A 17924-nucleotide genomic window follows, 5' to 3' on the forward strand; every position below is an offset into this window, starting at 1 on the left:
ATCGCCGTCACGACGATGTCGCCGATAGATCGGCGGGCTTGCCGCACACGCTGCTCAGCGAGCGCGCGTGGCCGAGCCACAGCGCGAGCGAGCCCGTCGACACGGCGCCCAGCACGACGAACGCGGTCGGATAGCCGAAGTGTTGCGCGAGCACGCCGCCCAGCACGGGACTGAGCGCCGCGCCGATACCCTGCGCGGTCGCGACCGCGCCCTGCCCGGCATTCACGCGCCCGGAGCCGTGCAGCAGGCGAACCACGAGCGCGGGCACGACCACGCTTTGCAGGCCGGCGCCGATGCCGTCGAGCACCTGCACCGGCCACACGCCCGCTTCGCTCATCCACGCCGCGGCGACCAGCCCGCGCACCGGCAGCACGAGGTACGAGAACAGCAACACCCGCCAGTAACCGTGCGTGCGAATCAGCCGGGGCGCGAGCCACGCCGCCGCGATCATCACGAACTGCGCGATGACGATCGTCTGTGCGGTGAACGCACTCGGGTTGCTGCGATGCGTGACGACGACGCCCATTCCGTAGAGCGGCAGCATCGCGGCATTGCCGAGATGAAACAGCGCGAGCGACGCGCCGAGCAGCACCAGCGGCCGATTTTCGGCGAGCGTGCGCAGGCCGCCGATACGTGACGTCGACGTCGCGGCCGACGCATGCGGATGCGCGGCATCCGTTCCCGGTGCGGCACCGGCAGGATCGAGGCCACGTGCGGACGCATGATCGATCGCGTGCCCGGGAATCGCCAGCGTGCTCACGATGGCGAGGACCGTGAACACGCCGACGAGCGCGAACACGGCGTCGAACCCGACATGCCAGCCGAGCCACCCGGCCAGCGCCGCACCGGCGACGTTGCCGGCATGGTTCGCCATCTGGTTGCGCCCGAACTGCCGGTCGAAACCCTGCCGGCGCACGATGCCGAGCGTCACGCCCGCGGCGGCCGGCGCCAGCACCGCGCCGCTGACCGCCGCCAGGACCTGCGACGCCGCCACCGCCGAATAGCTGTGGACGAACATCATCGCCAGCGACGCAAGCGCCGTCACCGCGGTGGCCACGACGATCAGCGCCCGCTTCGCGCGCACCGCATCGACGAGCGCGCCGGCCAACGGCGTCGCGGCCATCGCGGCGAGCCCGGCCAGCGTCATGACCGAGCCGATCGCATCGGCGCCCCAGCCGCGCGACAGCAGGATGACGCCGATGAACGGGCCGATGCCGGCCTGCACGTCGGCGAGGAAGAAGTTGAGCGCTTCGAGCGCGCGTGCCGCTCTCATGGTCGTCTCACCGTCGCGCGATCATTCGGCGTCCGCATCGACGAGCTCGGCGATCTCGCTCACGTCGAGCGTCGTGCCGTGCGGCGTGACGACGCCGTGCCCCCACGCCTGCACATGGACACCGGGACGCAGATAATCGTGCAGCGCCTCAGCCGCATGCGGCGGCACCCGCAGCGCGACGCCGCTCGTCAGCAACGCGCCGTTCGACTCGCCTTTCGGGCCGTGCAGCGCAAACGCGACTTCGCCGCTCAGTTCCATCGGTTTTCGAGCGGCGTGCGCCGGCTTCGGCGGCGCGGCGTGCGCGGGCCCGTCGTCGACGATGTCGACGCCGTCGCGCCCGGTCAGTTGCACGGCCGCGATCATCGCCGCGCGACGCGGCTTGACGCCCCGCACGCGGATGCGGTCGCCGACCGCGATATGGCGTACCAGTTCGCGGCCCAGATGCGGCGGCACGTGAACCTGGAAGTCGCCGTTCAGGATCAGGCCGTCGATTTCTCCGTGCAGATTGAGCAGGAACTGCGTGACGCGGCCGCGCGTTTCGGGCAGGCAGGCGGGATCGATCCAATGCATGGCAGGACTCCTTTCGATGGATGGGGGGAACAGCGTCGCGCGATCAACGCGCGACGTCGTCATAGAGATTCACGACATGGCCCGGCGCGCCGAACGCCGTCGCCTGCAACGCTTCGCCGTAGGCGTTGCGCGTGCCGTAACCGACCGCGGCCACGCGCTCGCCGGGGACGAGCAGCGCGCCGAATTGCTGGGCGGCCGGCACGGTCAGCTTGACGATCGCACCGCTGTCGAGGATCACGCCGTCCGGCTCGCCGCGCGGCGCGCGCGTCACGCGGCGCACGACGCCGGACACGCTCAGGCGGGCGAGGTTGACGCCGCGCAGCGTCGGCGGCACGGGCGCGACGAGCGGGGGCGGCTGATCGGACAGCGACGCGCCGGTGCCGTCGTTGCGAACCACGCGTGCGCGGATTTCGTCGTCGGCGCGTCGTTCGCCGGCTACCGTGACACGCTGGCCCGACCGCACGAGCGCCGTCAGTTGCGAACCGAGATGCGGCGGCAGGCGGACGAGCGTGCCGTCGGTCAGCACGAAGCCGTCGACGGCGCCTTCCGGATTGATCGTCAGGCGCGACAGCGTGCCGGACACCAGCGCATCCGATGCGGTGTCGTTTCCTGGCCCGGCAGGCGCAAGCGCGCGCGGCCGAGGAGGCGCAGGAGGCGGCGGCGGCATGGCGTCGGCCGGGTCTTCCGCGCGCGGCGCGGGCGGCACCTGCGCGAGGCTGACCGTTGCGACGGCAACGAGTGCGGCAGCGCAAAGCATGCGATACGACCGGCGAACGGCGGCACGGCGCGGCGGCCGCGATCGAGCGACAGGCAGGTACGACTTCATGACGGGCTCCGGCGACGGGTTGCGATGCACCGGTATTCGCAATACCCGTGCCAACCCGCGACGCGCCGCGCGGCCGTGCGCCGAACGACGACGCGCGGCCAACATGTCGGATTTCCCGACACGTCGCGTCACCGCCTGTCGGCATTCCCGACAGTCGTAACGGCTGACTAGTCGTCGCGCTCGATCCCGAGATTCGCCATGCGCGCATAGAGCGACTGGCGGCCGATCCCGAGCTGCCTCGCGGCCTCCGCGCGATTGCCGTTCGCGCGCTCGAGCGCGCGCAGGATCGCCGCGCGCTCGAGCGTCGCCAGCGCATCGGGCAGCGGCATGTCGAGCAGGTGCGCCGGCACCGCCTCGGCGCCCGATTCGCGCGCGGGCACGGCGGCCAGGCCGAGATCGGCCGCGCTGACGGCCGGCCCGGGAGCGAGCGCGGCCGCCCGCTCCATTACGTTGCGCAGTTCGCGCACGTTGCCCGGCCAGCGGTGATCGAGCAGCGCGCGCTGCGCGTCGTTCGTCAGATGCAGCGCGCGCATGCCCGCCGCGCTGCCGAGGAAATGCGCGGCGAGCGGAAGGATGTCGGCCACACGTTCCGCGAGCGGCGGCAGGTGCAGCGGAATGACGTTCAGCCGATAGAAGAGATCTTCGCGGAACGTGCCGTTCGCGACGGCCGCGGCAAGGTCGCGGTGCGTCGCGGCCACGACGCGAATGTCGATTGCCGTGGTGCGATCCGCGCCGAGCGGCGTCACCTGGCGCTCCTGCAGCGCACGCAGCAGCTTCGCCTGCATCGCGGCGGGCATGTCGCCGATCTCGTCGAGAAAGAGCGTACCGCCATCGGCCTCGACGAGGCGCCCCGCGCGATCGGCATGCGCCCCCGTGAACGCGCCGCGACGATGCCCGAACAACTCGCTTTCGAGCAGATCGGCCGGGATGGCCGCGCAGTTCACGGCGACGAACGGCCCCGCATGCCGGGCCGACGCGGCATGCAGCACGCGGGCGGCCACCTCCTTGCCCGTGCCCGTCTCGCCGGTCAGGAGCACGGTCGCGTCGCTCATCGCGGCGCGGCCGACCTGCTTCTGCACGTCGCGCATCGCGGCGCTCACGCCCAGCAGTCGCGGTCGGTCCGCCGAAGGTTCGCCCGCGAAACCGTCGTCGGGCGGCGCGAGCGCGGGCGGCTGATTCGCCGACACGATGCGTTCGAGCAATTGCGCGATGTCGCGACGGCCGATCGGCTTCGTCAGGTGATCGAATGCGCCGAGCCGCATCGCTTCGATCGTGTTGTCGCTGGTCGCATGGGCCGTCAGCATGACGACCGGAATCGCGGCCAGCGCGGGATCGTCGCGCAGTTGCGCGAGCACGGCCAGCCCGTCCAGATCCGGCAGGCGGAAGTCCAGGAAGATGCATTCGATACCGTTGCCGCCGCCGTCGCGCAGCGTGCCGAGCGCGGCGCGGCCGGATGCGGCCTCGACGGCCCGATGACCGAGATCGGCGAGCGTTTCGGCGAGGCTGTCGCGAAAGGCCGCGTCGTCGTCGACTATGAGGATGTTTGCCATGGAATTTCAATCACGAATGCGGCCCCCCCGTCGAGGCGCGCGTGACCGCCGTGCGCCGCCGCCACTTCGCGGACGACGGCAAGGCCGAGGCCCGTGCCATCCGCGCGGCCCGTCACGAAAGGTTCGAAAATCCGCTCGCGCTGCGCGGCCGGCACGCCGGGGCCGCTGTCCGACACGGTGAGGCACAGCCAGTCGCGCCCGGCGAACGCGCGCCGCTCGGCGGCGAGCGTGACCGCGCCGCCGTCGCCCGCGTGGTGCAGCGCGTTGAGCAGCAGATTGTCGAGCGCGCGCCGCATCTGGTCGGGATCGAAAGCGGGAAAATCCGACGGCCACGCGAGCCGTTCGCCCTGCCCCGCGAGCGACAGCGTCAGCTCGATCGCTTGCCGCTGCGCGAGTTCGCGGTGCGCGTCGACGGCCTGCGCGAGCCACGCGTCGACGTCGACCCGTGTCGCATGCGGGCGCACCGGCTGCGTCAGCGCGAGCAGGCTCGACAATTGCGCATCGATGCGCTCGATCTGCGCGAGGATCACGCGCAACGCGTCCTGCTGCCGCCGGCCATCGCCCTCCAGCGCGTTCTCCGCCTTCAGCCGCATCGCGCCCATCGGATTGCGAATCTCGTGCGCGACCTGCGCGGCCAGCTTGCCCAGCATGCCGAACCGTTCGGCCTGCGCGAGGCGCGTGCGCAGTTCGTCGGCCTGCTGTTTCAGCAAGTCGGCGCGCCGCGCCCGCTCGTTGAACGCATCGATCACGCGGTCGAGATCGGGTTCGCCGACGTACGGCAGGTGATGCTCGCGCCCGTCGGGTTCCAGCCCGCTCTCGATCCGTGCGAGATTGCGCTTCCATCGGCGCAGCGCCACGGCCAGCGCCGCCGCGATCGCCAGAATCACGGCGAGCACGGCCGCGAGGCCCGTTGCCAGCAACTCACCGTGCCGGCCCAGCGGCGGGCGCGCACGCGTCAGCATCCACACGTACAGCCCCGAGCCGCCGCGTACCGGGCAGGCCGCCGCGATCACGGCATCCTGCGCGCCTTCGACGACGTTCGCCGTCGCGGCATGCGTCGCGGCCGCGGCGCGCAGCGTGCGGAGGATCAGCGGCGTTTCCGCTTCCGGAACGTCGTGTTTGACGCCGCTACCCTGATAGGTCGGAAAGGAATACGCGAGAAAGCCGCTCGCCGCAGGGGCGGCGTCGGGCATCCAGAACCCGCCTTCCATGTCGGGCGCACGGGACAGCACGATGTCGAGGATCGCGTGCATCAGTTCCGGGGCGGGCCCGGCGCCCGCCGACGCGGAAGACGCGCTGTAACGCGACGCGACCGCTTCGCATGCCGACGCGCCCGCGGCCTTCGCGCTGGCCACCTGCTGGCTCTCGGCGGAACTCGCCGTGATCCAGACGACCGCGACGAGCGTCGCGCACAGCGCCGCGACGAGTGCCCACAGCATGACGAGTTGGGTGGAAAACGACGGACGCTTCATCGGATCGGGCGGATGGTCGAGGACGACAGAATAGCGTATTGCATGTCATGCGAAGCCGTCGTGACCGCCATGCATCGCACCGGCGGCTTGCCGGATCGGAGCGACAACGGCTCACGCTGGAAAGCCGGGCGAAAGCCTGGGGCGCCAGACTGCCTTCGGTCCAGCGTCCAGGCCGAACCCTCCCCGCGCCGCTCGTTCGGCGAATGGCGGCTCGGCGGCGACGTGACGGCCGCGTGGGGCGCGCCGCGGCCATGATGCGCGGCGCATTCGATCAGAATCGATGGCGAATGCCGACGATCGCAAGCTCCTGGGCCGCCTTGCCGCCATCGACGTAGGCGTCCGCGATCACCGCCTGCGCGGGGCCCGCGCCGTTGCTGCCCGACGCATGCCCGTAGCTCGTCGTCGCATAGAGATCCGTGCGCTTGCTGAGCGCGTAGTCGGCCGCGAGCGTGACCTGCCGGTACGCGGCCGACGAATCGCCGTGCGATTTCAGGTAGTTGTAACCCGTCTCGAACAGCAGCGCGGGCGAAGCCTGCCACGCGACGAACACCGAGCCGGTGTTGTAGCGCTCGGCCGCCCCCAACGTCGCGGCGACGAGCGCGGGAATGTCCGCAACCACGCCCGCATAGGTGTTCTCCTTCGACGAACCGTATGGCGATTCGCGCCGGATCTCACCATCTCCGCGCACGACCGACTGCCTCTCCATGATGCGTCACCCCTTTTTCGTGTGCCGATAACGCGGACGCCCGTGTCAGATGCCCAGCGCGCAACCGTCCTTGCGATGGTCGGACGCGCCGATCAGCGTACCGGCCTCCCAGTCGATCCGGATCGCCTGCGCGCCGCCGATCGCCGAGCTCGGTGCGACGAGGTTGAAGCCGCGTCGCGCGAGCGCTTCGCGCACCGCCGCGGGCATCGTGCATTCGACCTCGACGTGATCGGTGCCTGGCCGCGGAAAGATGCGCGGCAGGTCGATCGCCGTTTGCAGGTCCAGGCCGTAGTCGAGCACCTTCGACAGGAAGTGCGCATGCCCCATCGCCTGATAATGACCGCCCATCACGCCGAACGTGATCTGCACCTTGCCGTCGCGGGTCACCATGCCGGGAATGATCGTGTGCATCGGCCTCGCGTGCGGCGCGATCGCATTCGGGTGGCCGGCTTCGAGCGTGAAGCTCTGGCCGCGGTTGTGCAGCATCACACCCGTTTCCTCGGACATGATGCCGCTGCCGAACGGGTGAAACAGCGAGTTGATGAAGCTCGCGCAGTTGCGATCCTTGTCGACCACGCAGATGTAGACCGTGTCCTTGTGCTCCACCGACGCCGCGACCGGTGCGCCGATCGCGTGCAGCGCCGCGATGCGCGTGCGCAGCGATTCGACGGACGCCTCCGACAACAGCATCTCGACATCCATTGGCCGAAGGCGCGGGTCCGCCAGCAGCACGTCGCGAAGCGCATACGCGACGCGCGCGGCATCGATCTCCCGGTACAGCCGCTCGGCGCCGAGCGGATCGTCGTTCGCGTCGAATCCTTCGAGCAGCTTCAGCATCAGCAGCGCGATGACGCCCTGCCCGTTCGGCGGACACTCGTGCACGTCGTAGCCGCGAAAGCGCGCGGTGATCGGCTTCACGTATTCGCCATGGAACGCCGCGAAGTCGTCCATCGTGTGCAGGCCGCCCATGCCGCGCAGGCGGGCGACGATGTCCTCCGCGACCTCGCCTTCGTAGAACACGCGCGAGCCTGCCTGCGCGATCGTCTCGAGGGTGCGCGCGAGCAGCGGCTGCCGATGCACGGTGCCCGCGCGCGGCGCGTGGCCGCCAACCAGCATCTGTGCGCGGCTCGTGGCGTCCAGCGACAGCAGTTGCGCCTGATGCGCCCAGTCCGCCGCCGCGCGCGGTGCGACCGCATAGCCGTCTCGGGCGAGCCGGATCGCCGGCGCAAGCAACGCGGAAAGCGGCAGCGAACCGTGATCGCGCACGAGCGTCGCCCATGCGTCGACCGCGCCGGGCACCGTCACCGCGTGCGGCGAGTGGCGCTCGATCGACGTGACGCCGAGCGCGCGCAGCCGCTCGACGCTCGCGGCGGCCGGCGCCCAGCCCGACCCGTTGAAGCCGACGATGTCGTCGCCGCCGCCGCGCGAATAGAGCGCGAAGCAGTCGCCGCCGATGCCGGTCGAGCCGGGCTCGACGACGCATTGCACCGCGCACGCGGCAATCGCGGCGTCCATCGCGTTGCCGCCCGATTCCAGGATCCGGACGGCAGCCAGCGTCGACGCGGGATGCGACGTCGCGGCCATCGCGCCGGTCGACATGACGAGCGAGCGGCCAGGTTGTTCGAAATTCCTCATGGTGTTCTCCTGATTCAACGTGCGGACAGCGACCGGCGCCACGCGAGCGTGTCGTCGAGCGCCCGTTTCGACGCATCGAACAACTGGTCGATTTCGTCGTGCGTGATGATCAGCGGCGGGCAGAAATTGAACGCATCGCCCAACGCGCGCGTGATCACGCCGTACGCCAGCGCCCGCTCGCCGGCATGGACGGCCACGCCTTCGGACGGCGGGAACGGCGTTTTCGTCGCCTTGTCGGCGACCAGTTCGACCGCGGCGAGGAGCCCCGCCCCGCGCGCCTCGCCCACGAGCGGATGCCCGGCGAGATCGGCCACGCGCTGCTGGAAATGCGGGATCACGTCGCGCACGTGATCGAGCACGCCGTCTTCGTCGTAGATGCGCAGCGTCTCGAGCGCGACGGCCGCGCAAACCGGATGGCCGCTGTACGTGAAGCCGTGGCCGAAGGTGCCGATCTTCTCGCTTTCGGCCACGAGCGCGCGATAGATCGCGTCGTTGACCATCAGCGCCGAGATCGGCAGGTAGCCGGCCGACAGCTGCTTGGCGACGACGATCATGTCGGGCCGCATGCCGAAGGTTTCCGAGCCGAACATGTTGCCGGTGCGGCCAAAACCGCAGATGACCTCGTCGGCCACGAGCAGGATGTCGTACCGCTTCAGCACGCGCTGGATCTTGTCCATATAGGTGGCGGGCGGCACGATCACGCCGCCGGACGCCATGATCGGCTCGGCAAAGAACGCGGCGATCGTGTCGGGCCCTTCGCGCAGGATCAGTTGCTCGAGCGACTCGGCGCAGCGTGTCGCGAACTGCTCCTCCGATTCGCCGGGCAGCGCATGACGGTAGTAGTGCGGGCAATCCGTATGCAGGATGCGATCGATCGGCAGGTCGAAGTCGCGATGGTTGTTCGGCAGGCCGGTCAGGCTCGCGGACGCGATCGTCACGCCGTGGTATGCCCGCGTGCGGGCGATGATCTTCTTCTTCAGCGGGCGCCCGAGCGCGTTGTTGTAATACCAGATCAGCTTCACCGCGGTGTCGTTGGCTTCGGAACCCGAGTTCGCGAAGAACACCTTCGACATCGGCACGGGCGCCATCGCGATCAGTTTCTCGGCCAGCAGGATCGACGGTTCGGACGACTTATGACCGAACGCGTGATAAAACGGCAGCTTGCGCATCTGGCGGTCCGCCGCGTCGGCCAGCCGCGATTCGCTGAACCCCAGCGACGCGCAGAACAGGCCGCTCAGCGCCTCGATGTAGCGGTTGCCTTCCGTGTCGTACACGTAGACGCCCTCGCCGCGCTCGATCACCATCGGCCCGACATCGCGATGACGGCTCAGGTTCGTGTATGGATGAAGGACGTGTTCGACGTCGTTCTGCTTCAGAGTGTGCATGAGTCCCTCCCTGGTTTTCGTCTCTTCCATGGTCGTGTCTTGTGTGCGGCACGGGCCCGAACAGGCGCCGGCTCCCGCTATTTGAGCCCGCCGGACAGGAACTTCTGCAACCGTCCGCTTTTCGGCGTCTTCAATATGTCGCGCGGATCGCCTTCCTCCTCCACCACGCCTTGATGCAGGAACATCACGTGGTTCGACACCTCGCGCGCGAAGCCCATCTCGTGCGTGACGACGATCATCGTGCGGCCTTCTCGCGCGAGATCGCGCATCACCTTGAGCACGTCGCCGACCAGCTCCGGATCGAGCGCCGACGTCGGTTCGTCGAACAACAGCGCGTCGGGTTCCATCGCGAGCGCGCGGGCGATCGCGACACGCTGCTGCTGGCCGCCGGACAGGTGCGCCGGATACGCGTTGGCGAAACGCGTCATGCCCACCTGCTCGAGATAGCGTTCCGCCCGCTCGCGCGCCTCCGCCCGGCCGAGCTTCAGTACGTGCAGCGGCGCCTCGACGACGTTCTGCAGCACCGTCATGTGCGCCCACAGATTGAAATGCTGGAACACCATCGCGAGCCGCGTGCGCATCCGGCGCAACTGGACGGGATCCGAAATCCTGATCCGGCCGCTGCGGTCGACCGACGTCCTCACCTCGCCGCCGCCGAGCGACACGCGGCCCGACGAAGGCGATTCCAGAAAATTGATGCATCGAAGCAGCGTGCTCTTGCCCGACCCCGACGAACCGATCACGCTGATCACGTCGCCCGGGTGGGCCGCCAGCGAGACGCCTTTCAGCACCTCGTGGTCGCCGTAGCGCTTGTGGAGATTCTCGACGGACAGTGCATTCATGTGGCGTGGCTCCGCGATTGCGCAAGCGTGGAAAGCGGCAGCGGCCGCAAGTGGACGAGCAGGCGCCGCTCGGTTGCCCGGATGAGCAGCGCGACGAGCCCCGTCAACGCGAAATAGACGGTGCCGACGGAAATGAACGCCTCGAACGGCGCGTAGTAGTTCGCGTAGAAATCGCGCGCGGCGCCCGTCAGGTCGATCAGCGTGATCGCGCTGACCAGCGACGTGCCGTGCAGCATCAGGATGACTTCGTTGCTGTAGGCGGGCAGGAACCGGCGCAGCGCCGACGGCAACACGATGCGGCGCCAGGCGGTCGCACGCGACATCCCGTACGCCTGCGCCGCTTCGATTTCGCCGTACGCGGTCGCGCGGATCGCACCGGCCAGGATTTCGACGGTATACGCGCAGGTGTTCGCGGTCAGCGCGATCATCGCGCAGCCGAACGGATCGCGCAGCAGCAACAGCAGCGGATTGCCGCGCTGCCACGCGTCCTGCACCCACTGGAACTGGCCGAAGCCGTAATACACGATCATCAGTTGCGCGAGCAACGGCGTGCCGCGCATGAACCACGTGTACACCGCCACCGGGCCGTGCACGAAGCGGTTAGGCGACACGCGCAGCACCGCCAGCGGAATCGCGAGCAGCAACCCGAGGGCCAGCGAACCCGCAGTCAGTTGCACCGTGACCCATAGCCCGCCGGCGTACGCACCAAGCAGCGAGATCAGTTGGTCGTGGCTCATCCGTGCAGCCTCCCCTCGCGCATGCCGCGGTTCAAGCGCACGCGGGCGCGCGCCGCGCACGCCGTCGATCCCGACGTCACCAGCAGATACACCGCGCAGGCGGCGAGATAGAACGTCATCGGCGCCTGGGTCGTGCGGCCGGCCTGGTCGGAGATGAACATCACGTCGTGCAGGCCGATCAGCGACGCGATCGCCGTGGTCTTGAGCAGCACCAGCCAGTTGTTCAGGGCGGCAGGCAACGCGAGCCGCGCCATCTGCGGAAACAGGATGCGGCGAAACGCGAGCCAGCCCGAGAATCCGTATGCGCGCGCCGCCTCCATCTGGCCGCGCGGCACACCGAGGATCGCGCCACGGAACGTCTCCGTGTAGTACGCGCCGAATATGAAACCGATCGTCAGCACCGCGGTCGCGAACGCGTCGACGTCGGGCGCATGCAGGCCGAACGCGGCCGACAGCCGGTTCAGCACGATCTGGCCGCCGTAGAACACCAGCAGCATCATCACGAACTCCGGCACGCCGCGAATCAGCGTGGTGTACGCGGTGGCGGCGGACGCCAGCACGCGCGAGCCCGACAGCTTGGCCATCGCGCCCGCCATGCCGATGCATACGGCGAGCGCGACGGACAGCACGGCGAGCACGATCGTCACCTCGGCGCCGCGCAACAGCGCCGGCAGGTATTGCTGCAATTCGGACATGACGCTCCTTTCCAGCACGCTCGGGATTCGTTCCGGCTGCCTGCGCGCCGGTGCGATGCCGATCGGCAAACGATCAGTAGATGTCGAAATCGAAGTACTTCTTCTCGATGGACTGATACACGCCATTGGCGCGAATGGCCGTGATCGCCTGGTTCAGCTGCTGCCGGAGATCGTCGTCGGTCTTGCGCACCGGAATGCCGTAACCCTCGCCCAATAGCGTCTTCTGCTCGGGCGTCGTACCGACGATCGGCGTGCCGACGAACTTGAAGTTCGCGCCTTCCGGTTTCGTCAGGAACGCGGAATACGCGGCGGTCGCGTCCTGCAACGCGGCATCGATGCGGCCCGAGCGCAGATCGAGATAGACCTCGTCCTGGGTCGGGTAGCGCACCAGCTGCACGCCGTTCTGCACCCAGTACGCGCTCGCGTACTTGTCGGCCAGCGTGCCGCGCTGAACGCCGACGCGCTTGCCCTTGAGTTCCGCCGGCGTCGCGTCCTTGATCGGGCTGTTTTTCGCGGCGACCAGCCGGCGCGGCGTGTTGTAGTACTTGTCGGTGAATGCGACCTTCTGCTTGCGCTCGGCGGTGATCGCGACCGAGGCGACGATCGCGTCGACCTTGTCGGCCATCAGGGCAGGCAGCAGGCCATCCCAGCCGATCTGCACCAGCGTGCAGTTCGCGTGCATCTGCGCACACAGTGCATGGATGACGTCGATGTCGAAGCCCACCGGCGTGCCGTCGGGCTGTATCGACGAAAACGGCGGATACGCGCCTTCGTAGCCGATCCGGATGTCCTTCCACTCTTTCGCGTGGGCCTGCGCGGCCGCCAGCAGGACGGTGACGAGCAGCAGGAATCTCATCATGGGTCGTTTCATGTCGATACTCCGTAACGTGTTTCGTTGGAAATGACTGCGTGGTCGTGTCGCACGGTTCTTGCCCGACAATTGATTTGGATCACTTATCGACAGGCACGAGGCGGCAGCCGCCGCCTGTTCCTGTTCCTTCAGTGGCCGCCCGTCATCCAGTCGCGCACGGCCGGGACGGTCGCTTCGATGTGCTCGCGCACCGCGGCCTCGAGCGCGACAGGATCGCCGCTCCGGATCGCGTCGATCAGCCCCATGTGGTCGTCACGCGACGTCTTCGGCTTGTAGGCGCGCTCGAGCCACAAGCGCATGTGCGGTTCCACCACCGTGTGCAGCCCGGCAATCTGCGTAATCAGGCGCTGGCGCCCGCACAGCCGGCACAGATATTCGTGAAAGCTGCGATGCGCGGTCACCCACTGCTGGCCGTCCGGCTCGGCGCGCTCCATCGCGTCGATCAGGCGCGTCAATTCATCGACATGCTGCGGCGTGATGTTCGGCAGCGCCATGCGCGCGGCCAGCCCTTCCAGCACGCCGCGCATGCCGAACACCACCTCCATCTCGTCGACGTCGAGCCCCCGCACGATCGCGCCGCGATTCGGACGGATCGCGACCAACCCTTCGCTCGCGAGCCGACGGAACGCCTCCCGCACCGGCATGCGGCTCGTATTGATCTCGGCGGCGATGTCCTCGGGAATCAGGCGATCGCCGGCCTTGTACGTTCCCATCCGGATGCGGTAGAGCACGTGTGCGTAGGCCTCTTCCTCGGCCGTGGCGGGAAATTGCGGATGCAGCGGCGGCGTACGGGTGTCCATGTTCATGCAATGACCTCTTTCGCGGACCCTCGGCATCGCCGCGACGCGCCCGCACACCGAAGGCGCGTGGCGGGCTCGCGAACTTCCGTTCGATCTTGATTGAAAGGTATTGGTAATAGTGGATATTTGTATCTACGGCTGCACTATACGACGCCACAAATAATGTCGAATATGGGTTAACCCGTAGAATCGGCGAGACACCGACGCGCCCTCGCCCGCAAACGAAAACGCCCGACGCCGGGCATCCGGCGTCGGGCGTGTCGGCCAACCATGACGGCGGACGGTGCGCCGTCAGCCTCCACCCGCGGGCACGGCCGCGCGCTTCGACGCGCCGTCCCGCTCGATCCGCTCGACGATGCGCGCGAGCCGAATGATGTCGGTCAGCGCGAAATCGGCCGCATCGGGCCGCGGCCGGCCGCACTGGTCGGCCATGCGCATCGCGAACGCGAGCGCCTCGGAACGCTCGCGCAGCAGCGCGCGCAATGCATCCGCGATCACCTGCCGGTCGCGCGGGTCATCCAGGCCCAGCACGGAACCGGCATCCGGCATCGCGAACGGCCCGGCCGCCAGCACGGCAACATCGGGCACGCGCATCGTGTTTCGTTCCATGATCTTCCTCTTTGTCGACTCGCGACCGACGGCGCGTCACCGCCGGTTCGAGCGCGACACCACGTCGATCCACACCGCGAGCACCAGCACCGCGCCCTTGACGATCATCTGCCAGTACGCGTCGACGTCGAGCATCGACATCCCGTTGTCGAGGCTCGCCATCACGAGCGCGCCGATCAGCGCGCCGTAGACGGTGCCCGACCCGCCTCGCATCGACGTGCCGCCGATGAAGCACGCGGCGATCGCATCGAGCTCGCCCATCGAGCCGGCGGACGGCGACCCGGCCGCGAGCCGCGCCGTGTTGACGAGGCCGGCGAACGCGCACATCAGCCCCATCAGCGCGAAGATCACGAGCTTCACACGATCGGTGTCCACGCCCGACAGCCGCGTCGCTTCCAGGTTCGACCCCACCGCATAGATGCGCCGGCCGAACACGGTCTGCGTCGCGATCCACGAGAACACGCCGAGCAGCACGAGCAGCAGCAGCACGGGCACCGGAATTCCGCCGTAACGGTCGAGCGTCGCGACGAACGCGAACAGCACGGCGCCGGCACCGACGATCTTCGCGACGTCCTGCCACAACGGCGCGACCGTGAGCCGATAGCGCCGCCGCGTGCCGCGCTGGCGCACCACCAGCAGCGTCGCGACCACGAACAGCAGCACCGCGAGGGCGTCCCCGGCAACACGCGGCAGATAGCCCTGCCCGATGAACACGAAGCCGTCCGACACGGGCGCGATCGTCGAGCCGCCCGTCACGCCGAGCAGGATGCCGCGAAACGCGAGCATCCCGCCGAGCCCGACGATGAACGACGGCACGCGCCGATAGGTCGACCACCAGCCGTTGAAGAGCCCGATCAGCACGCCGAGCGCGAGCACGACCGGGACCGTCGCCGCGACCGGCCAGTGGCGGTTGACGTCGAGGATCGCGGCGACGCCGCCGAGCAGCCCGAGCAGCGAGCCGACCGACAGGTCGATCTCGCCCGCGATGATGACGAACACCATCCCGCACGCGAGCATGCCGGTGATCGACATCTGCCGCAGCAGGTTCGATACGTTGCGCGGCGTGACGAACGCGCCGTCCGTCAGCACCGAGAAGAACGCCCAGATCGCGACGACCGCGAACAGCAGCGCGAGCACCTTGTAGCGCGTGAAGACGTGGCGCAGCGCGAGCCGCGGCGCATGCCCGTCGGGACGACGCGCATCGGTATCCGGCGTCGCCGGGGTCGAGGAAGAAAGTTCGGAATTCATGTCGCACTCGCTGCGGTGGGTTCGGCGGCCGCCCGCGCGGGCTTCAGCGCGGCGGCGAGAATCTGTTCCTGCGTGAGGCCCTGGTTGACGAAATCGCCGCGCAGCTCGCCTTCACCGATCACCAGCACGCGATCGGCGAGGCCGAGCACTTCCGGCAGTTCCGACGACACGACGATCAGCGCGACGCCGCGCCTGGCCAGCGCGAAGATCAGCCGGTAGATCTCGGCCTTCGCGCCCACGTCGACGCCGCGCGTCGGTTCGTCGAGGATCAGCACCTGCGGCTCGGTCAGCAGCATCTTCGCGAGCACCGCCTTCTGCTGATTGCCGCCCGACAGGCTCGCGATCGACAGGAACGGATGCGCGGCGCGCACCGACAGCCGCTGCATCTCGGTGCGGATCGCGTCGAGCTCGGCGGCCGCGTCGATGCGCCCGCGCGCCGCGAAGCGCCGCAGCACCGCGAGCGTGATGTTGTGGCCCACGCCGAGCTGCGGCACGATGCCGTGGCGCTTGCGGTCCTCCGGCACCATCGCGATGCCGGCGCGGATCGCGTCGGCCGGCGAGCGGATCGCGAGCGGCCGGCCGTTCATCGTCACGCTCGCCGTGCACGCGCCCGGATACGCGCCGAAGATCGCCTGCATCAACTCGGTGCGGCCCGCGCCGACGAGCCCGGCGACGCCGACGATCTCGCCGCGCCGCACGCTGAACGACACGTCGTCGACGCGCTTGCGGCGCGCGTTGGTCACGTCGCGGCACGTCACATGGCGCACGTCGAGCACGACGTCGCCGATCTCGTGCGGCTCGCGCGGATACAGGTCGCGGATCTCGCGGCCGACCATCATCGCGATGATGCGGTCGGTGGTCAGCGCGGCCATCGGCTCGGTCGCGACATGGCGTCCGTCGCGGATCACGGTGACCGTGTCGCACACGGCCGCCACCTCGTCGAGCTTGTGCGAGATGTACACGCACGCCACGCCGCGCCGCTTCAGGTCGCGCACGATGTCGAGCAGGATCCGCGTTTCCGACGCGCTCAGCGACGACGACGGTTCGTCGAGGATCAGCAGCTTCGCCTGCTTGTTCAACGCCTTCGCGATCTCGATCAGCTGCTGGTGGCCGCCGCCGTAGTTCATCACCGGCTGCGCGACGTTGATCGCGTCGATCCGCAGTTCGTGCAGCAGTTCCTCCGCCCGCTGGACCATCGCCGCGAAGTGCATGCGCCCGCCCGGCAGCGTGATCTCGTTGCCGAGGAAGATGTTCTCGGCCACCGACAGTTCGGGCACGAGCATCAGTTCCTGATGGATGATCACGATGCCCGCGCGCTCGGTGTCGCGTATGCCGGATGCCGCGAGCGGCGCGCCTTCCCAGCGGATTTCGCCGTCCCACGTGCCGTGCGGGTACACGCCCGACAGCACCTTCATCAGCGTCGACTTGCCGGCGCCGTTCTCGCCGCACAGCCCGACGCATTCGCCGGGGCGCACGGTCAGGTCGATACCGTCGAGCGCCTTCACGCCGTCGAATGCCTTGACGATGCCGCGCATCGTCAGCAAGGGTTCCGTCATTCGTTCATGCCTCGCAGGATGCGCGCGGGCGCGACGGTGCGCCGCCCGCGCGTCGTGCCGTTACTGGCTCGCCAGCTGGGCCTGGGTATAGAAGCCGTCCTTCACGACGACGTCGACGTTGCGCTTGGTCAGCAGCGTCGGCTGCAGCAGCACCGTGTCGACCTTCTTCTTGCCGTTGTCGTATTGCGCGTTGAACGCGGGCTTCGTGCCCTTCGCGAGATCGACCGCGAGCTTCGCGGCTTCGCTCGCGATCAGCTTCAGCGGCTTGTAGACGGTCATCGTCTGCGTGCCGGCGATCACGCGCTTGACCGCGGCCAGATCCGCATCCTGCCCGGACACCGGCACCTTGCCGGCCAGATGCTGCGCGGCGAGCGCCTGGATCGCGCCGCCGGCCGTGCCGTCGTTCGATGCGACGATCGCGTCGATCTTGTTGTTGTTCGCGGTCAGCGCGTCCTCGACGATCCGCAGCGCGGTCGATGCGCTCCATTCGGGCACCCACTGCTGGCCGACGACCTTGATGTCGCCGCGGTCGATCGCGGGCTTGAGCACCTTCAGTTGTCCTTCGCGCAGCATCTTCGCGTTGTTGTCGGTCGGCGCGCCGCCCAGCAGGAAATAGTTGCCCTTCGGCTTCACGTCGTAGACGCCCTGCGCCTGCAGTTCGCCGACCTTCTCGTTGTCGAACGAGATGTATGCGTCGACGTCCGCGTCGAGGATCAGGCGGTCGTACGACACGACCTTGATGCCGGCCTTCTTCGCCTCGGCGACGACGTTGCCGAGCGTCTTCGAGTTGAACGGCACGATCACGATCACGTCGACGCCGCGCGAGATCAGGTTCTCGATCTGCGAAATCTGCCGCTCCTCGCTCGCATCGGCTGACTGCACCGACACCTTCGCGCCGAGCTTCGTCGCGGCCGCGACGAAATAGTCGCGATCGCGCGACCAGCGCTCGACGCGCAGATCGTCGATGCAGAAGCCGATCTCGGGCTTGTCCTTGCTCGCATGGGCGAGCGGCGAGCCCAGTGCGAGGATCGCCAGCGCGGCGGCGCCGGCAAGCGAACTCAATACGGTACGACGCGTCACGGATTTCATGTCTCCACTCCTTGTTATGGAACCACTCACGAACCGCGGGCGGCCGCCGGATTGCACCGC

At 68.7% G+C, this 17924-nt stretch carries 17 protein-coding genes; all 17 read right to left on the reverse strand.

Translation table 11 applies throughout. The features are described 5' to 3' along the window. Nucleotides 1-7: 7 nt before the first annotated feature. A complete protein-coding gene (locus QZM72_RS02045) occupies nt 8-1273 on the reverse strand; it encodes an MFS transporter (protein ID WP_301736998.1) in 1266 nt (421 codons plus the stop codon). A gap of 21 nt (nt 1274-1294) precedes the next feature. Further along, nucleotides 1295-1843, reverse strand: a complete 549-nt coding sequence (locus QZM72_RS02050) for a hypothetical protein (RefSeq protein WP_301736999.1) — start codon at nt 1841-1843, stop codon at nt 1295-1297. Between the two features lie 43 nt (nt 1844-1886). Beyond that, the gene (locus QZM72_RS02055) at nt 1887-2600 is read right to left on the reverse strand and encodes a hypothetical protein (protein ID WP_301737000.1); all 714 of its coding nucleotides are present in this window, start codon (nt 2598-2600) and stop codon (nt 1887-1889) included. 236 nt (nt 2601-2836) lie between these two features. Beyond that, the gene (locus tag QZM72_RS02060; RefSeq protein WP_301737001.1) at nt 2837-4219 is read right to left on the reverse strand and encodes a sigma-54 dependent transcriptional regulator; all 1383 of its coding nucleotides are present in this window, start codon (nt 4217-4219) and stop codon (nt 2837-2839) included. Next, nucleotides 4201-5691, reverse strand: coding sequence for a PAS domain-containing sensor histidine kinase (locus QZM72_RS02065; RefSeq protein ID WP_301737002.1), 1491 nt, complete (start codon nt 5689-5691; stop codon nt 4201-4203). Before QZM72_RS02065 ends, QZM72_RS02060 begins: the two co-directional genes overlap by 19 nt. Before the next feature lie 271 nt (nt 5692-5962). Beyond that, nucleotides 5963-6397: a porin gene (locus QZM72_RS02070; RefSeq protein ID WP_301737003.1), complete on the reverse strand. Its 435-nt coding sequence runs from the start codon at nt 6395-6397 to the stop codon at nt 5963-5965. A 45-nt stretch (nt 6398-6442) separates the two neighbouring features. Further along, nucleotides 6443-8032: a gamma-glutamyltransferase family protein gene (locus tag QZM72_RS02075; protein ID WP_301737004.1), complete on the reverse strand. Its 1590-nt coding sequence runs from the start codon at nt 8030-8032 to the stop codon at nt 6443-6445. Nucleotides 8033-8046: 14 nt separating this feature from the next. Then, complete coding sequence (locus QZM72_RS02080) at nt 8047-9417, reverse strand: aspartate aminotransferase family protein (RefSeq protein WP_301737005.1); 1371 nt, start codon at nt 9415-9417, stop codon at nt 8047-8049. A 77-nt stretch (nt 9418-9494) separates the two neighbouring features. Then, complete coding sequence (locus QZM72_RS02085; RefSeq protein WP_301737006.1) at nt 9495-10259, reverse strand: ABC transporter ATP-binding protein; 765 nt, start codon at nt 10257-10259, stop codon at nt 9495-9497. Continuing rightward, nucleotides 10256-10996, reverse strand: coding sequence for an ABC transporter permease (locus QZM72_RS02090; protein ID WP_089471380.1), 741 nt, complete (start codon nt 10994-10996; stop codon nt 10256-10258). Before QZM72_RS02090 ends, QZM72_RS02085 begins: the two co-directional genes overlap by 4 nt. After that, nucleotides 10993-11691 carry an ABC transporter permease gene (locus QZM72_RS02095; RefSeq protein ID WP_301737007.1) on the reverse strand — a complete coding sequence of 233 codons (699 nt, stop codon included), beginning with the start codon at nt 11689-11691 and terminating at the stop codon, nt 10993-10995. The genes QZM72_RS02090 and QZM72_RS02095 overlap by 4 nt, the downstream gene beginning before the upstream one ends. Before the next feature lie 73 nt (nt 11692-11764). Further along, the gene (locus tag QZM72_RS02100; protein WP_301737008.1) at nt 11765-12562 is read right to left on the reverse strand and encodes an ABC transporter substrate-binding protein; all 798 of its coding nucleotides are present in this window, start codon (nt 12560-12562) and stop codon (nt 11765-11767) included. Between the two features lie 128 nt (nt 12563-12690). After that, nucleotides 12691-13368, reverse strand: coding sequence for a GntR family transcriptional regulator (locus QZM72_RS02105; RefSeq protein ID WP_301737009.1), 678 nt, complete (start codon nt 13366-13368; stop codon nt 12691-12693). A 285-nt stretch (nt 13369-13653) separates the two neighbouring features. Further along, nucleotides 13654-13971 (reverse strand): hypothetical protein, encoded by a 318-nt coding sequence (locus tag QZM72_RS02110; RefSeq protein WP_301737010.1) that lies wholly within the window; start codon nt 13969-13971, stop codon nt 13654-13656. 36 nt (nt 13972-14007) lie between these two features. Then, nucleotides 14008-15219 (reverse strand): sugar ABC transporter permease, encoded by a 1212-nt coding sequence (locus QZM72_RS02115; RefSeq protein WP_089471385.1) that lies wholly within the window; start codon nt 15217-15219, stop codon nt 14008-14010. Continuing rightward, nucleotides 15216-16775, reverse strand: coding sequence for a D-xylose ABC transporter ATP-binding protein (gene xylG, locus QZM72_RS02120; RefSeq protein WP_089471386.1), 1560 nt, complete (start codon nt 16773-16775; stop codon nt 15216-15218). The genes QZM72_RS02115 and xylG overlap by 4 nt, the downstream gene beginning before the upstream one ends. A gap of 60 nt (nt 16776-16835) precedes the next feature. Beyond that, a complete protein-coding gene (xylF, locus tag QZM72_RS02125; protein ID WP_301737011.1) occupies nt 16836-17864 on the reverse strand; it encodes a D-xylose ABC transporter substrate-binding protein in 1029 nt (342 codons plus the stop codon). Nucleotides 17865-17924: the final 60 nt, after the last annotated feature.

Origin of the sequence: Burkholderia sp. AU45388 (assembly GCF_030481585.1) — a bacterium.
In the GTDB taxonomy this organism is placed as follows: domain Bacteria; phylum Pseudomonadota; class Gammaproteobacteria; order Burkholderiales; family Burkholderiaceae; genus Burkholderia; species Burkholderia sola.

Bases quoted from the DNA above. Each gene is read 5' to 3' on its own strand.
- QZM72_RS02080 (WP_301737005.1), bottom strand. From the start codon at position 9,417: ATGCACACTCTGAAGCAGAACGACGTCGAACACGTCCTTCATCCATAC.
- QZM72_RS02060 (WP_301737001.1), bottom strand. From the start codon at position 4,219: ATGGCAAACATCCTCATAGTCGACGACGACGCGGCCTTTCGCGACAGC.
- QZM72_RS02085 (WP_301737006.1), bottom strand. From the start codon at position 10,259: ATGAATGCACTGTCCGTCGAGAATCTCCACAAGCGCTACGGCGACCAC.
- QZM72_RS02055 (WP_301737000.1), bottom strand. From the start codon at position 2,600: ATGCTTTGCGCTGCCGCACTCGTTGCCGTCGCAACGGTCAGCCTCGCG.
- xylF (WP_301737011.1), bottom strand. From the start codon at position 17,864: ATGAAATCCGTGACGCGTCGTACCGTATTGAGTTCGCTTGCCGGCGCC.
- QZM72_RS02065 (WP_301737002.1), bottom strand. From the start codon at position 5,691: ATGAAGCGTCCGTCGTTTTCCACCCAACTCGTCATGCTGTGGGCACTC.
- QZM72_RS02070 (WP_301737003.1), bottom strand. From the start codon at position 6,397: ATGGAGAGGCAGTCGGTCGTGCGCGGAGATGGTGAGATCCGGCGCGAA.
- QZM72_RS02100 (WP_301737008.1), bottom strand. From the start codon at position 12,562: ATGAAACGACCCATGATGAGATTCCTGCTGCTCGTCACCGTCCTGCTG.
- QZM72_RS02110 (WP_301737010.1), bottom strand. From the start codon at position 13,971: ATGGAACGAAACACGATGCGCGTGCCCGATGTTGCCGTGCTGGCGGCC.
- QZM72_RS02105 (WP_301737009.1), bottom strand. From the start codon at position 13,368: ATGAACATGGACACCCGTACGCCGCCGCTGCATCCGCAATTTCCCGCC.
- xylG (WP_089471386.1), bottom strand. From the start codon at position 16,775: ATGACGGAACCCTTGCTGACGATGCGCGGCATCGTCAAGGCATTCGAC.
- QZM72_RS02115 (WP_089471385.1), bottom strand. From the start codon at position 15,219: ATGAATTCCGAACTTTCTTCCTCGACCCCGGCGACGCCGGATACCGAT.
- QZM72_RS02090 (WP_089471380.1), bottom strand. From the start codon at position 10,996: ATGAGCCACGACCAACTGATCTCGCTGCTTGGTGCGTACGCCGGCGGG.
- QZM72_RS02095 (WP_301737007.1), bottom strand. From the start codon at position 11,691: ATGTCCGAATTGCAGCAATACCTGCCGGCGCTGTTGCGCGGCGCCGAG.
- QZM72_RS02075 (WP_301737004.1), bottom strand. From the start codon at position 8,032: ATGAGGAATTTCGAACAACCTGGCCGCTCGCTCGTCATGTCGACCGGC.
- QZM72_RS02045 (WP_301736998.1), bottom strand. From the start codon at position 1,273: ATGAGAGCGGCACGCGCGCTCGAAGCGCTCAACTTCTTCCTCGCCGAC.
- QZM72_RS02050 (WP_301736999.1), bottom strand. From the start codon at position 1,843: ATGCATTGGATCGATCCCGCCTGCCTGCCCGAAACGCGCGGCCGCGTC.